Below are 13,861 nucleotides of genomic sequence, written 5' to 3'. Positions count from 1 at the left end.
TCGGACACGTGGGGCACTCCTCAGGGGATTGGGACGACGGTCCTACGATCGTATCCGTGCCCGCGGGCGGGTCGCTCCCCGGTTTCATCGTCCTGAGGAACAGATGCTGAAGAACAAGCGGACCTGGCTGGTCGCGCTGGTGCTGGCCCTGATCGCCGGGGGCGCCGCCGTGGCACTCGGCCAGCGCTTGACCGGCGACGACGGGCGAGGCGACAAGCTCGGGGTCCAGCTGCCCGACGGACCCGTCGGCGGCGGGGACGACGAGCCCGGCCGGACCCGCGTGTACGTCGACAACGCCGGCCCCGTCGTCAGCGTCTCGATCCGGACCACGAAGCGACCCTGGGCGACGTCGCTCCGGGTTGAGGTGGGCGGCGTGTCCACCACGGTCCGCCGCGACCGTCCCGCCACCGGGGCGACCGGCCGGTGCGAGCCGACGGTGACCGACGAGCCGACCTCCCTGCTCTCGCGCGTCGACCTGCCACGGTCGTGCCTGACCGGTGACACCTCGACCGTCGACGCCACGGTGCGGGTCGACGGCGGCCGGCCGGTCACCGCGTCCTCGCAGCAGACCAGGCAGCCGAACGTGCTCATGATCATGGTCGACGACATGCGCACCGACGAGCTCCAGTGGATGCCGAACGTCCAGAAGCTCATCGCCGACCGCGGCGTCACGTTCGAGAACGGCTTCGCCAGCCTCCCGCTGTGCTGCCCGGCCCGCTCGTCGGTGCTGACCGGCCTCTACCCCCACAACCACCAGGTGTGGTCCGAGAAGCCGCCGTGGGGCTTCAGCGCGCTCCGCGACAGCAACACGCTGCCGGTGTGGATGAAACGGGCCGGCTACTACACGACCTACATGGGGAAGTACCTCAACGGCTACGGCCGCGACCCCGTCCCCGGCAGCGACACCGGCACGTCGACGCAGTACTGCCCGCCCGGCTGGGACCTGTGGCGCGGCTCCATCGACGGCGGCCTGCCGAAGGACGACCCGAACGACGGCGGCACCTACCGCTACTTCGACACCACCCTCAACGACAACTGCAACGGCTACCTGAACCTCCGCGACACCTACCAGACCACGGCGTACGCCGACCTGGCGAGCGACCAGCTCGACACCGACGCCGGGCAGGATCGGCCGTGGTTCAACTACATCTCGTTCACCGCGCCGCACCACGGTGCCCCCCGGGAACCCGACGACCCCGACCACCTGGTCACCCCGGCCCGACCGGAGCGGGTGCGCGGGATCCTCGACGACTACATAGCCGAGGCTCCCGGCGCCGACTGGCTCGACCCGGATCGCAGCGACAAGCCGTCGCGGATCCGCAAGCCTCCGCCGGGTGAGGCCATGAAGGCCGAGATGCTCGACGTCACGCGGCAGCGGGCCGAGGCTGTCTACGTCGTCGACCACGCGGTGAAGAAGATCCTGGGCCGGCTGAAGGCCACCGGCCAGCTGGAGAACACCATGGTCGTGTTCACGAGCGACAACGGCTACTTCCTCGGCGAGCAGGGCGAGCGGCAGGGCAAGATCCTCCCCTACGAGCCGTCGCTGCGGGTCCCGGTCGTCGTCGCAGGCCCCGGCGTCCCGAAGGGCGAGGTGCGCACCGACCCGTTCCTGTCGATCGACTTCGCCCCGACGCTCGCGCAGCTCGGCGACGCCAGCCACGGGTCGCTGGACGGCACGTCCCTGCTCGATGTCGCGCGGCTCGGGGACGAGTCCCCGACCTCGATGTGGAGCCGGACCGTGCTCACCGAGACCCCGCCGCTCCCCTCGGTCCGCGCGGCGCTCGACCGTCGCGACCCGGTCGGCGCGCACACGAAGCGGACGTTGCAGGGCAAGACCACCGGCATCCGCACCGGACGCTACCTCTACACGGAGTGGCTGGTGGGACCGCACAACAAGCACCCCGGTGCCACGGCCGAGCTGTACGACGTGCTGAAGGACCCCGAGCAGTACGACAACCTGGCCGGCGACCCGGCGTACCACGACGTCGTGGCCCGGTTGCACGAGGTCCTGGCCAGGGCGCGCGCGTGTCGGGCCGAGCAGTGCCGGGTGCCGTTGCCACCCGACCTGCGCTGAGCGCCCCTGGCACGACGAAGGCCCCCGGGACGTCCCGGGGGCCTTCGTGCGTGGTGGCGGGAGACCCGCTCAGCGGGTCACGCGCACGTCGAAGTTGTCGAACGTGAAGCGGGCGGGGTTGCCTCCGGTGGACACGACCTCGACGCCGAAGCAGATCTGGTTCAGCTTCGCGGTCGCGGGGAGCATGCCGCGCTGGCGCAACCACTTCAGGCGGGCGCCGATGCGCATGTCGCCGGAGGTGACCTTCGCGTTGGGCAGGAACGTGATGGCCCGGTTGCCGGAGGTCGCAAACACCCGCCACGTGCGGTTGTTGAACTTCAGACCGCGGGCGACGACTCGTCCACTCGGTACCTGCCGGTAGTTCTCGGTCCAGATCATCACCTCGTAGTCCATGTCGTTCAGCCAGATGTCGTACGCGATGTTGTAGATCCCGACGCGAGGACCTCGAGCCGCGAAGTGGCTCCGAATGGTCCGCAACGAGGTCACACGCGGGTCTCGTGGGAAGTCCTTGTGCACGTTCGGGTAGGTCTTCACCTCACCCGAGCCGTCGCGGTTGTTGGCGGTCGCGGTGACGTGCCAGTCCCGATAGCTGCACGCCCTGATGGTCTCCGGGATGTTGCGGTTCCACTCGTTGTTGTGAATCCAGTAGCCACCGTTCTTCCACATCGCGTTGGAGCCGCTGAGCACCCGGGGGTTGCTGCAGGCCAGCGCGTCCGCCGGCGAGGCCGTCAGCAGGGGCATCGCGAACACCGGCAGCAGGAGGGTGGCCAGGACGAGCTTCAGTCGTCGAGAGAGATTCATAAGGGGGTTCCTCGATCTGCGGGGGTGATGCCGGGTGCAGACCGGGACGCTGGACCGCCCCTGACAACCCGGACATCTCGGGCAGTTTCGGACGGCACCCTACCCCGGGCGTGACGGGCATCACTGCTTTCCAGCGACACGACATCCGATCGGCCAGCGGGTCCGACCAGGCCGACATCCGGACCGCACCACCGCCCCCAGTCCTCGCACCGGGAGGGCATGCGACCCTCGGCCGCGGGTAACGTGATCATTGCCGGCAGGCGCCGCTTACCCGAGAAGCGAGGAAGCCGCTGGCGCGCGGGCACCGTCTCAATGCGGGGGGCTTCGGGGCGGTGCCCGTCGACGTGCCGGCACGGCCCCATGGGTGCGCACCCGACGCCCCGCGCCAGCCCGGATCCCGCGGAAGGGCCACCTCGCCCTGGCCCGATCGGGCCATGCGAACCATCCCTGGGGGTGAGGAAAATCCGGTTCATCCCGTGTAGGAAGGAAGTCCGACCCCCGGACTCACGCAGACCTCGGGTCGCAGGCGCCGCCCGGTTTCGCTGACAGCCCCCGGGCGGCGTCTTAGCGCTCGGGCCCCTCGCCACAGCGCCCGGCTGGAGGCACAGCGCTTCTCGGGCACTCGTCCCACGATGCGGTGCCGATGCCCCGATCCTGCGACGCGACCGCCGCGCGCCCGCCTGAGGCACCACTCAGGACTGCCGTCCGCGCGCAGCCCGGGGGGCGCCTCTCGCCGGGCGGGCGCGCCCGCCCGTCACGGGGGTGCAAGGCGGACGGGCGCGCACTCCCAGCGTGCAGCAATCCGCGGCCAGCACCAAGACCCATACGGGCGGCGCCCCCCCGGGAATCAGAGGGGGTTGGAACTCGGAGCGGCGCCTGAGTCGGCCGAGCGCAGCGAGCCTCTGACAGGAATCCCGAGACACGCCTCTCGGCGGACCTGTCTCCAACGCTAGGAGGACGGCTCCCTGCTCCGCAGGGGATCCGTGGGGAACGTGCCGATCCTGTTATCTCCACGCTCGGGTGAGTAGCCCCCATCGGCCGACCATGTGTGGCCCGGGCTCCAGAGCCAGGTCAGGGGTTCGAACCAGTGACCTCTTCGGTGGAGACGACAGAGCCGCGTTCGGTGGGGACAACAGAGCCGCGCTACCCCGGTAGCGCGGCTCGAGTCGCAATCGGTGGGCGATACTGGGTTCGAACCAGTGACCTCTTCGGTGTGAACGAAGCGCGCTACCACTGCGCCAATCGCCCGCGTGGTGCGACCGGAACGATAGCGCATCGCTCGAGGTCCCCCGAAACCGCCCCGGGCCACCGCCGGAATCGTCGGCGAGCACAGGCCAGCACGGGTCGATCCACGCGTGATCCACGCCCCGGACAGCGGTTTTCCACTTTCTCGGATTTTTCTTTCGATTCTCGCGTCATGCCCCGTCACGGGGCCCGTCTCATCGGCAACTTGGGTATCTGGGAGGAACCGATGAGGAAGCACGACCACCGCTTCTCGGGCGGCGTTGCGCAGGACATCACGATGGACTGTGTCGACGCAGCAGGGCAGGCAATGAAGCTCGAGGCCTCGCTCGGCTACCAGCCGTCGGATCCGTACGCGGTCACCGTGACGTTCAGGACGGCCGGGGGGGACGTCATCTGGACCTTCGCGCGTGACCTGCTGACCCGCGGACTCACCGCCCCTGCAGGGGAGGGCGACGTCCACGTGTGGCCGTGCCTCAACTCGACCGGGCGGGCGGTGGTCATCATCGAGCTCCGCTCGCCCGACGGAGAGCTGCTCGTGCAGGCTCCGGCGCTCGAGCTCACGGCCTTCGTCAACCGCACCCTGGCGCTGGTCCCCACCGGCACCGAGAGCTCCCAGTTCGACATCGACGAGCTGATCGGTCAGCTGTTCGCCGTCTGATGTCCACCCGCTGAGTTTCGTGCCGCACCACCACGTCGACCCCGGTCCAGCCAGGACCGGGGTCGTCTGCGTCTCCGCCTGCGGTCCGGGGCCTACGGGTCGAGCTGCTCCCGCTCCTTCGCGGCCCAGAGGTCCGCGACCTCCTTCGTGACCGGGCCGGGCGCGGGGTAGCTGCGCCCGTCACAGGTGTGCACCGGCTGTACGTCGCGGGTGGTGGAGGCGAGGAAGATCTCGCTGGCCCGCTCGAGCACCGTCGCCGGCTCGTCGATCTCGCGCCCGCCGTACCACTCCAGGATCAGGGCCCGGGTGATCCCGGCCAGGCAGCCGGCGCCCAGCGTGGGCGTGCGCAGCTCGCCGTCGACGACGTAGAAGATGTTGGAGCCGGTGCCCTCGCACAGGTTGCCGGCGGTGTTCGCGAAGATCGCCTCACTGGCGCCCTGCTCGGCGGCCCGGGCCAGCGCGATCACGTTCTCGGCGTACGACGTGGTCTTGAGACCGGCCAGCGCGCCGTGCTCGTTCCGCGGCCACGGCACGGTGGCGATCGCCGTGGTCTCCTCGAACGGACTCATCGGAGCGGTCACCACGACGAGCGTCGGCGAACCGCCGCCACGGTTGGAGCCGAGCGGCGCGATGCCGTCGGTGTAGGTGATCCGGATCCGCCCGAGCGGCAGGTCCTGGCCCTCCAGCGTGGCCGCCACCCCGCGCCGTACGGCGTCGTGGTCGAGGTCCGTGAGCCCCAGCGCCTTGGCGTTGCGGTCCATCCGTTCGAGGTGGCGGGTGAGGGCGAACGGCTGCCCGTCCATCACCTTGACCGCCTCGAACACCCCGTCTCCCACGGTGAACCCGTGGTCCGCGACCGCGATCGCAGGTGCGTTCGGATCGTCCAGCAGTTCCCCGTTCACCCAGGCGCGCATGGCTCCACGGTAGCGATCCCGAGGCCCGAACACGCCCCGCCGACCCCGGATTTTGCCCTCCCCAACGGTTCGGCTACTGTTCTCTCGCACCCGGTCCTCCGGATCGGGGCAAGCGGACGTAGCTCAGTTGGTAGAGCGCAACCTTGCCAAGGTTGAGGTCGCGAGTTCGAGCCTCGTCGTCCGCTCGGAGAGGTCTCTCCCATACGTCGGGCCTCCACGGTGGGTTGGCCGAGAGGCGAGGCAACGGACTGCAAATCCGTGTACACGGGTTCAAATCCCGTACCCACCTCCACGCCACCATCCGCCACACAACTCCATAGACTCGGGCGATTGGCGCAGTGGTAGCGCGCTTCCTTGACACGGAAGAGGTCACTGGTTCAAACCCAGTATCGCCCACCAGCACGTTTCCGCAGGTCAGCGGCACAATTCGGCCCCTCGCTCGTCAGAGTCGAGGGGCCTCGTTGTTCCCGGAGGGGCACTAGCGGGGGCACTAACTCCTGTCCGCTACCTCGCTCGTCCGATCCGGCGGCAGGTCGAACAGAGTCTCCATGACCTGGGTGCCCGAGGTCAGAACCGGCCGCAACTGCTTCCGGTAGACGGTCTCGGTCACCTTGGTGCTGCCGTGCCCGACCAGGCGGGCGATGTCCTCCAGGGGCACGCCAGCGTCACTCATCAGGCTGACGAACGAGTGCCGGAGCTCGCGAGGGGTCCACTCCCCCGCATCCAGACCCGCCTCGACACACAGGGTGCGGAATCGACCGGCTGCCTGCGTGGCGGAACGATGCTGCTCGAGAGCGTGCACACACTGGCTTGGCAGCCCAATGGTGCGGCGCGACAGGCGTGTCTTGGTATCTCCGCCTGCCCGCACGGACCGCCACACGCGCACGCTCGGCGGAGTCGGTGGCTCGGCGGCCGGCTTGCCGACCAGATCGACGTGATCCCAGGTCAGTGCGCGCAGCTCCTCGTTACGTACCCCGAGGAGAAGGGCGAGGCTCACGTAAGCCCCGAGTGGGTTGTACTCGCACGCTTCGAGCAGCGTACGCGCCTGGCTGAGGGTCATCGACTTCCCTCTCTGCAGAGTCGAGGTGCTCAGCTGATCGCGGCGTGCAGCGAGCATCCGGTCGACGTCGTGGGCGCGCAGATCACGCAGTCGCTTCTTCCCGATCAAGGCGATGATGTGCACCTCGGCCAGGTGGCGGTTCTGCGCCAGCGTGGCCTCCGACCGGCCGTTGAGCCCGTGCCTGAGCCAGGCCTCGACCACCTCCCCAACCGTGATCGCACCGTGGTTCAGGTCGACGCCCCGGTCGACCTCCCGAAGCAGCTCCCGGAGCCGCTCGTTGCCTTCCGTCTTGGTGCGTGCGTGGACCTTGCGCCGACGCGGCTTTCCTCGACCGTCATAGCCGACGGTCGCGACCCCGATCCACCGCTGCTTCGTCTCGTCCCAGTACAGGCCGCCGTCGCCACGGTTACGCCGTGCCACGCCCGCTCCCCCGCAGCAGCCGCGCAACGTACTCATCAAGCGCTCGGGCCGGCACACGTCGACTGCCGCCCACCCGCACGGTGCGCAGCTGGTTCGACCGGATGAGTTCGTAGATCCGGCTGCGGCTCACACTGAGCAGAGCCACTGGTGGACTCACCCGCCGTGCAGGCGGCGGTCGCGACCAAGGTGACGGATGCGATCCAGCAGCAGGTCGACGTCGAGGCCCTGCTCAACCAGGTGTTTGCCGGAGTCATCACCGACCGGCCCCGACTGCAGGCGCTGGTGGGCCCGATAACCGGCGCGACCAACGCGTTGATCGAAACCCAGGTGCGGGAGTTCCTCGCCTCCGACGACTTCGCCGACCTGTGGGTCAGGGTCAGCACGAAGGCACAGCAGACCCTCGTGCGGGTGCTCAAGGGTGAGGAGTCGGGAGCCGTTTCGATCCAGAGAGCGACCAACTCGTTCTCGATCTGTCCGAGGTCATCGACGAGGTGAAGACGAGGCTCGCCGATCGCGGGCTGACGATCGTCGAGAAAGCCCCGATCCGCGACACCGACAAGCAGATCGTCCTGCTCGACGCGCCCCAACTCGAATAGGCCCAGACGATCTACGCGTTCACCAACCCGGTCGCACGCTGGCTGATCCTCCTCGTCGCGGTGCTTTTCCTCGCCGCCTTCCTGCTGGCCCGCAACAAGCCACGGTTGGCGGTCGTGATCGGCCTGACCGTTGCGGCCAATGGGCTGCTGATGGCGCTGCCGTTGGCGATCGGACGGCAGCTGTTCGTCAACCACCTGGCCGGCACGGTCTTCGGACCCGCGAGCCGGATCTTCTACGACACCCTGCTGTCCTACCTCGAGCGAAGTCAGCGGGTGATGTTCTTCCTGGGTGCGACCCTGGTCGTGATGGGCTGGTTCGCCGGGCGCAACGCATCCGGGACCGCCGTGCGCACCACCAGCGCCGAAGGCCTTGAGGCTGTCGGCGCGGCGCTTGCCAGCACACCGGTCGTGGCCACCACCGGTAAGTGGGGCGCCGCCAACATCCGGTGGTTACGCTTGGCCGCCGCACGTCTCGGTGTCATAGTCCTGCTCTGGGGCAACGACATCTCCCAGTCAAGGTTCTTCTGGTCCCTCACCGTTGTCCTCGTGCTGCTCGCGTGCCTGCAGGTCCTCATCGGCGCAGGACGCTCGACGGATCCGACCGACAGGAGCACGCCGGCACCATCCGAGCAGGGCGTTGCTGACAACACCTGAACGTCTCCACACCCCAGCACCCGCCCACCTCTCGCCCGCTCATCGGCGCGCGCGGAACGCCTCATGAGCGGAGAGTTCGTTCAATAGCCGGCGGGGGCTCCATCGGCCTCCGCGGCAGCCTTGGCCGCGTCACGCGCCGCACCCAGGTCGGCGAGAAGGGAGTCGACGACCGTGACGACTCCTCCGAGCAGGACCGCACCGATCGGCGTCGGCACTCTAGTTCGTCGAAGGCCTGTGGCCGCGGCCAACATCACGGTCGACCAGGACGCTACGGATGTCGCAAAGGGGACCGTGCCGCGCTTCCATGGCTCGTCCGTGTCAGGAACGACCATGAAGACCTGCAATCCGGGTTTGTCCAGGAACCAGCCGCCGGTGTAGGCCGCGAACAGGATGCCCGAGCGTTTGGACCCCGCTGGTGCAACACATGCGAGCGCTACTCCCACGCCTCGCAGCACTGCCCCCGGCCGCACCTTCATGGCAGCTCCTTCCCGTCCGATGGTCTCGTGCCGCTAGCCCTGGGGCAACGGCCTCGCCCTCATCGGCGGGCAGTGCACTTCGATTCCAATTGGGACACACCCAGTAAGAAGGCCTCCGGCGGGGGCAGGGGTACCTCGCGACAGGGATCCCGTCAGGAAGTTCCTCTGCGCCGGGTCGGCGCCACGTTGCCGAGGTCTGAAGCTGTTCCGCGCCCGCTCGTCAACGAGTGTCGAAGCGCTCCGCGGGTTTACAACAGCACCGCAGAGCGCTACATGTGATGTAGGTCACTGGGACGGGAGGCACCCATGGTTCGGGCACGGCGCGGCCTCGCCGCAACGGGAGCACTGGTGGTCGCCACGGGGGTCCTTGCCGCGTGCTCGGCCGGCGCCAGCTCGAGCGACACCTTGACCTGGTACATCAATCCCGACGCCGGGGGCCAGGCCAAGGTCGCGGAGAACTGCAGCACCGACGACTACACGATCGAGGTGCAGGTCCTCCCGCAGAACGCCAGCGAGCAGCGCATCCAGCTCTCGCGACGACTCGCGGCCGAGGACCCCGAGATCGACATCATGAGCATCGACCCGCCGTACACGGCGGAGTTCGCGAACGCTGGCTTCCTGGCCACGATCCCCGACGACCTCCAGAGCAGGCTGCGGCAGCAGTCCTTCAAGGGCGCGGTGGACGCTGCCACCTGGGACGGCAAGCTGGTCGTCGCGCCCTTCTGGTCCAACACCCAGGTGCTCTGGTACCGCAAGTCGTTCGTCCAGAAGGCCGGGCTCGACATGACGAAGCCGGTCACGTGGGACCAGATCATCGACGCCGCCGCCAGCAACGACGGCAAGGTCGCCGTGCAGGCGAACAAGTACGAGGGCTACGCGGTCTGGATCAACGCGCTGATCTCGGGCGCCGGCGGCGCCATCGCCACCAACACCGACCGGGGCGTCGACCTCACCCTCGAGGTCGACTCCCCCGCGGGCGAGGCCGCGGCACAGATCGTCGAGAAGCTGGCGCGCTCCTCCGCTGCCCCGGCCGACCTGTCGGTCTCCAACGAGGGCACGGCCGGTGCGACGTTCGGCGGGCCCCAGGGGGCGTTCATGGTCAACTGGACCTACATCTGGACCAACTACGACGCCATTCAGCCGGAGGTGAAGGACGACCTCGGCTTCACCCGGTACCCGCAGTCCAAGCCGGGCGAGGAGTTCCGCCCGCCGTACGGCGGCATCGGCGTCGGCGTGAGCGAGTACTCGCAGCACAAGGACGAGGCGATGCAGGCGATCGAGTGCATCACCTCGCCCGAGAACCAGGGTGTGAACGCCGAGCTCACCGGCAACATGCCGGCCAGCTCGGCCGGCTACCAGTACCCGGCGCTGGCCAAGATCTACCCGCAGCCGCTGCTCAGGCTGTTCCAGGAGAGTCTCGACGCAGCCGCTCCCCGCACGGTGACGCCGTATTGGAGCGACATCTCCGGCGCTCTCCAGAGCTCCTGGCACCCTCCGGACAGCGTCGACCAGCAGACCCCGCCGGACTCGCAGCAGTTCATCGAGGACGTCCTGCAGGGAAGGAGGCTCCTGTGAGCGCCGCGAGCACCACCGCGCCGGCGAAGGTGAGCGAGAAGCCGAAGGTGCGCAAGAAGCGAAGCGACCGGGCGCGCGCCGAGAACCGACTCGGCCAGCGCCTGGTGGCGCCGGCAGTCATCGTGATGCTGGGCGTGACGGCATGGCCCATGTTCCAGGCCCTCTACCTGTCCCTGTTCCGCTACCGGCTCACCTCGCCGGACGACAAGGAGTTCATCGGCCTGAGCAACTACGGGACGGTGCTCACCGACCCGCTGTTCTGGCAGGACACGTGGAACACCGTGCTGATCATGGTGGTCACGGTCGCGGTCGAGCTTGTGATCGGCTTCGCCTTCGCGATGGTGATGCACCGGATCGTGTTCGCGCGCGGCGTCGTCCGCACGGCGATCCTGATCCCCTACGGCATCATCACCGTGGTCTCGGCGTACGCCTGGCAGTTCGCGTTCAGCCTCAACAACGGCTGGGTGAACGCCTGGTTCGGCTGGCTCCCCTGGATCGAGGCGGACACCAACTGGTTCGGCAGCCACTGGCCCGCCATGTTCGCGATCATGATCTCGGAGATCTGGAAGACCACGCCGTTCATGTCGTTGCTCCTGCTCGCGGGCCTGGCGCAGATCTCCGAGGACATGATCGAGGCCGCGAAGGTCGACGGCGCCACGTGGTGGCAGCGGCTCTACAAGGTGATCCTCCCCAACATGAAGGCCGCGATCATGGTCGCGGTGCTGTTCCGAGCACTGGATGCCTTCCGCATCTTCGACGCCATCTACGTGATGACGCGCGGAGCGCAGGACACCGAGTCCTCGTCGTTCCTGACCTACCGACAGGTGATCGAGCAGATGCAGCTCGGCCTCGGCTCGGCGCTCTCGGTGCTGCTGTTCCTCTCGGTCCTGCTGCTGGCGTTCCTGATCGTCAAGCTCTTCAAGGTCGACCTGGCGCAGGCGAGGGGTGAGGGTTGATGAACGAGACGCGGACCAAGATCGGGACCTGGGTGGGGTTCCTGCTCATCCTCGTCTGGTGCCTGCTGCCGGTCGTCTGGATCATCTCGTTGTCCTTCAAGGGGCCGAACGAGACGGCAGCGGGCAGCCCGCAGTTCCTGCCCAAGAAGCCGACAATCAAGAACTACGACGACATCCTGAGCAACTCCGACTTCCAGGACTCCCTGATCAACTCGTTCGGCATCGCCGCGATCTCCACGTTCCTGTCGGTGATCCTGGCAACGCTCGCCGCCTACGCGATCGCCCGCCTCGAGTTCAAGGGCAAACGTCTGGTGCTGTCGATCGCCCTGGCGATCGCGATGTTCCCGGTGGTCGCGCTGGTCGGACCGCTGTTCGACCTGTGGCGGACGCTCGGCCTGTTCAACACCTGGCCGGGCCTCATCATCCCGTACATGTCGTTCACGCTGCCTCTGGCGATCTGGACGCTGTCGGCGTTCTTCCGGGAGATCCCGTGGGAGATGGAGCAGGCGGCCCAGGTCGACGGCGCGACCTCGTGGCAGGCCTTCCGCAAGGTGATCGTGCCGCTGGCGGCACCGGGGGTGTTCACCGCGGCGATCCTGACCTTCTTCTTCGCCTGGAACGAGTTCGTGCTCGCGCTCTCACTGACGTCGACGACCCAGTCCCGCACCGTCCCGGCCCAGCTGTCCTACTTCGTCGGGCCCGACCCGTTCAACCCGCCGTACGGTCAGCTGGCCACCGCGTCCGTGGTGGTGACCATCCCGATCATCATCATCGTCCTGTTGTTCCAGCGAAAGATCGTCGCCGGGCTCACGTCCGGCGCGGTGAAGGGGTGACCCGATGACCACCATCGAGATGAAGAACATCGTCAAGAGGTACGGCGACGGGTTCCCGGCGGTCAACAACGTCAGCATCGACGTGCAGGACGGCGAGTTCATGATCCTGGTCGGCCCGTCCGGCTGTGGGAAGTCGACCCTGCTGCGGATGATCGTCGGGCTCGAGGACATCACCGAGGGCGAGATGCTGATCGGGGACAGGGTGGTCAACGACCTGGCCCCACGCGACCGCAACCTTGCGATGGTGTTCCAGAACTACGCTCTGTACCCGCACCTGACCGTCTACGAGAACATCGCGTTCCCGCTTCGGTTGGCCCACGCGTCCGATGCCGAGGTCGACAAGAAGGTCCGCGAGGCCTCGAAGACCCTCGAGCTCGACGAGCACCTCGAGCGCAAGCCGGGCAACCTGTCCGGCGGGCAGCGGCAGCGCGTCGCGATGGGCCGCGCGATCGTGCGCGAGGCCGACGCGTTTCTCTTCGACGAGCCGCTCTCGAACCTCGACGCCAAGCTCCGTGGGCAGATGCGGACCGAGATCTCGCGGCTCCAGAAGCGGCTCGGCATCACCACGGTCTACGTCACCCACGACCAGACCGAGGCGATGACGCTGGGCCACCGGGTCGCGGTGCTCAAGCGTGGCCTGCTGCAGCAGCTCGCGACGCCGCGCGAGCTCTACGAGAACCCCGGCAACCTCTTCGTGGCCGGCTTCATCGGCTCACCGCCCATGAACTTCCTGCCGGCCACCGTCGAAGGCACCTCGGTGAAGCTGCCGTTCGGCAGCGTGGAGCTGCCCCCTGAGCGGGCGGAGAAGGCAGCCGGCAAGGGGCTGCTGATGGCCGGCATCCGCCCGGAGCACTTCGAGGACGCGTCGGTGCGCACCGAGCGGGACGCCGGTTCGACGTTCCGGGCGCAGGTCGAANNNACGCGTCGGTGCGCACCGAGCGGGACGCCGGTTCGACGTTCCGGGCGCAGGTCGAAGTCGTCGAGTGGCTGGGCAACGAGACCTACGCCTACATCCCGTTCGAGGCGCCGCCGGAGGTCGAGGAGCAGCTGCGCCAGCTCGAGCGGGACCTGGACGGGGAGTCGTTGCACACCCAGCTCGTCGTGTCGCTCGACGGCGCCAGCCGGATCCGGGAGGGCGAGGAGGCCGAGATCTGGGTCGACGGGACGAAGATCCACCTCTTCGACCCGGGCTCCGGCGAGAACCTCACCGTCGACTACGACAACGCCGGCCGGATCCCCGGGCACGAGGAGGCTGCGGCAGAGCCGCCCGGCGCCGCGCGGTAGAGGGCCACGATCGTCCGCACGCCCCGACGCGGGTCCTCAGGGCGCCGTCGTCTCCGCGAACGTCTCCGCGAACGTCTCCGCGGGTGACGCCGTCGACGACTGAGTCGGTGCCGTCGAGTCTGTGGGGGACGGCAGCAGGGTCTCCGACGGCGAGGCCGTCTCAGTCGGTTCGTCGGACGGCTCCACCGACGTGCTCGGGCCTGGGGACCCGGTCGGCTGGTCGTCGGGGTCCTTCTGGTCGTCGCCGCCGGAGTCGCGCCCACCGACGTTCCCGATCGTGGTCGTGCCGGAGTCGGATCCGCCGGTGATCGCGGA

14 protein-coding genes and 4 tRNA genes are annotated in these 13,861 nt (G+C 68.4%); 12 read left to right on the top strand and 6 right to left on the bottom strand.

What is annotated here, in order from left to right; all coding sequences use genetic code 11:
* The first annotated feature begins 103 nt into the window (after nt 1–103).
* Entirely contained in the window at nt 104–2,074 is a 1,971-nt protein-coding gene (locus tag EKO23_RS14150) for a sulfatase-like hydrolase/transferase (protein WP_134718375.1), read from the top strand.
* 69 nt (nt 2,075–2,143) lie between these two features.
* Here the strand turns inward: EKO23_RS14150 and EKO23_RS14145 are convergent, their stop codons facing one another.
* Together EKO23_RS14145 and EKO23_RS14140 are read right to left on the bottom strand one after the other, a co-directional pair.
* Entirely contained in the window at nt 2,144–2,875 is a 732-nt protein-coding gene (locus EKO23_RS14145) for a GH12 family glycosyl hydrolase domain-containing protein (RefSeq protein WP_134718373.1), read from the bottom strand.
* Between the two features lie 1,176 nt (nt 2,876–4,051).
* Nucleotides 4,052–4,123, bottom strand: a tRNA-Val gene (locus EKO23_RS14140).
* A 223-nt stretch (nt 4,124–4,346) separates the two neighbouring features.
* Between EKO23_RS14140 and EKO23_RS14135 the strand changes: the two genes are divergently transcribed.
* The gene (locus EKO23_RS14135; RefSeq protein ID WP_246051085.1) at nt 4,347–4,778 is read left to right on the top strand and encodes an SsgA family sporulation/cell division regulator; all 432 of its coding nucleotides are present in this window, start codon (nt 4,347–4,349) and stop codon (nt 4,776–4,778) included.
* A gap of 92 nt (nt 4,779–4,870) precedes the next feature.
* Here the strand turns inward: EKO23_RS14135 and EKO23_RS14130 are convergent, their stop codons facing one another.
* Nucleotides 4,871–5,692, bottom strand: a complete 822-nt coding sequence (locus EKO23_RS14130) for an aminotransferase class IV (protein ID WP_134718371.1) — start codon at nt 5,690–5,692, stop codon at nt 4,871–4,873.
* A gap of 112 nt (nt 5,693–5,804) precedes the next feature.
* On the opposite strand from EKO23_RS14130, the gene EKO23_RS14125 reads away from it, so the two are divergent.
* From EKO23_RS14125 to EKO23_RS14115, 3 genes are all read left to right on the top strand, one after another.
* A tRNA-Gly gene (locus EKO23_RS14125) sits at nt 5,805–5,877 on the top strand.
* Between the two features lie 33 nt (nt 5,878–5,910).
* Nucleotides 5,911–5,984 (top strand) — tRNA-Cys (locus EKO23_RS14120).
* A gap of 32 nt (nt 5,985–6,016) precedes the next feature.
* A tRNA-Val gene (locus tag EKO23_RS14115) sits at nt 6,017–6,091 on the top strand.
* Nucleotides 6,092–6,182: 91 nt separating this feature from the next.
* Here the strand turns inward: EKO23_RS14115 and EKO23_RS14110 are convergent.
* Nucleotides 6,183–7,172, bottom strand: coding sequence for a site-specific integrase (locus EKO23_RS14110; RefSeq protein WP_217702633.1), 990 nt, complete (start codon nt 7,170–7,172; stop codon nt 6,183–6,185).
* Nucleotides 7,159–7,302 (bottom strand): excisionase family DNA-binding protein, encoded by a 144-nt coding sequence (locus tag EKO23_RS26700; RefSeq protein WP_425464397.1) that lies wholly within the window; start codon nt 7,300–7,302, stop codon nt 7,159–7,161. The genes EKO23_RS14110 and EKO23_RS26700 overlap by 14 nt, the downstream gene beginning before the upstream one ends.
* 32 nt (nt 7,303–7,334) lie before the next feature.
* Here EKO23_RS26700 and EKO23_RS14100 point away from each other — a divergent pair, with 32 nt between their 5' ends.
* Both EKO23_RS14100 and EKO23_RS14095 read left to right on the top strand, forming a co-directional pair.
* Nucleotides 7,335–7,667: a hypothetical protein gene (locus tag EKO23_RS14100; RefSeq protein ID WP_134718365.1), complete on the top strand. Its 333-nt coding sequence runs from the start codon at nt 7,335–7,337 to the stop codon at nt 7,665–7,667.
* Between the two features lie 161 nt (nt 7,668–7,828).
* Nucleotides 7,829–8,422, top strand: a complete 594-nt coding sequence (locus EKO23_RS14095) for a hypothetical protein (RefSeq protein WP_134718363.1) — start codon at nt 7,829–7,831, stop codon at nt 8,420–8,422.
* Between the two features lie 80 nt (nt 8,423–8,502).
* Here the strand turns inward: EKO23_RS14095 and EKO23_RS14090 are convergent, their stop codons facing one another.
* Complete coding sequence (locus EKO23_RS14090) at nt 8,503–8,898, bottom strand: hypothetical protein (protein ID WP_134718361.1); 396 nt, start codon at nt 8,896–8,898, stop codon at nt 8,503–8,505.
* A 306-nt stretch (nt 8,899–9,204) separates the two neighbouring features.
* Between EKO23_RS14090 and EKO23_RS14085 the strand changes: the two genes are divergently transcribed.
* The 5 genes from EKO23_RS14085 to EKO23_RS25855 form a co-directional block, all read left to right on the top strand.
* Entirely contained in the window at nt 9,205–10,473 is a 1,269-nt protein-coding gene (locus tag EKO23_RS14085; RefSeq protein WP_134718359.1) for an extracellular solute-binding protein, read from the top strand.
* Nucleotides 10,470–11,429, top strand: a complete 960-nt coding sequence (locus EKO23_RS14080) for a carbohydrate ABC transporter permease (RefSeq protein ID WP_134718357.1) — start codon at nt 10,470–10,472, stop codon at nt 11,427–11,429. The genes EKO23_RS14085 and EKO23_RS14080 overlap by 4 nt, the downstream gene beginning before the upstream one ends.
* Nucleotides 11,429–12,262: a carbohydrate ABC transporter permease gene (locus EKO23_RS14075; protein ID WP_134718355.1), complete on the top strand. Its 834-nt coding sequence runs from the start codon at nt 11,429–11,431 to the stop codon at nt 12,260–12,262. Before EKO23_RS14080 ends, EKO23_RS14075 begins: the two co-directional genes overlap by 1 nt.
* 4 nt (nt 12,263–12,266) lie before the next feature.
* Nucleotides 12,267–13,649 (top strand): ABC transporter ATP-binding protein, encoded by a 1,383-nt coding sequence (locus tag EKO23_RS26490; RefSeq protein WP_167880477.1) that lies wholly within the window; start codon nt 12,267–12,269, stop codon nt 13,647–13,649.
* Between the two features lie 18 nt (nt 13,650–13,667).
* The coding region (locus tag EKO23_RS25855) for a hypothetical protein (protein WP_217702631.1) at nt 13,668–13,861 on the top strand (194 nt) is incomplete at its 3' end.

The sequence above is a fragment of the Nocardioides guangzhouensis genome (assembly GCF_004519545.1).
GTDB lineage: Bacteria > Actinomycetota > Actinomycetes > Propionibacteriales > Nocardioidaceae > Nocardioides > Nocardioides guangzhouensis.
This window is presented reverse-complemented; position numbering and strand designations above follow the sequence as displayed.

Coding starts and splice junctions, on each gene's coding strand:
- EKO23_RS14150 (WP_134718375.1), top strand. CDS start 104: ATGCTGAAGAACAAGCGGACCTGGCTGGTCGCGCTGGTGCTGGCCCTG.
- EKO23_RS14145 (WP_134718373.1), bottom strand. CDS start 2,875: ATGAATCTCTCTCGACGACTGAAGCTCGTCCTGGCCACCCTCCTGCTG.
- EKO23_RS14135 (WP_246051085.1), top strand. CDS start 4,347: ATGAGGAAGCACGACCACCGCTTCTCGGGCGGCGTTGCGCAGGACATC.
- EKO23_RS14130 (WP_134718371.1), bottom strand. CDS start 5,692: ATGCGCGCCTGGGTGAACGGGGAACTGCTGGACGATCCGAACGCACCT.
- EKO23_RS14090 (WP_134718361.1), bottom strand. CDS start 8,898: ATGAAGGTGCGGCCGGGGGCAGTGCTGCGAGGCGTGGGAGTAGCGCTC.
- EKO23_RS14085 (WP_134718359.1), top strand. CDS start 9,205: ATGGTTCGGGCACGGCGCGGCCTCGCCGCAACGGGAGCACTGGTGGTC.
- EKO23_RS14075 (WP_134718355.1), top strand. CDS start 11,429: ATGAACGAGACGCGGACCAAGATCGGGACCTGGGTGGGGTTCCTGCTC.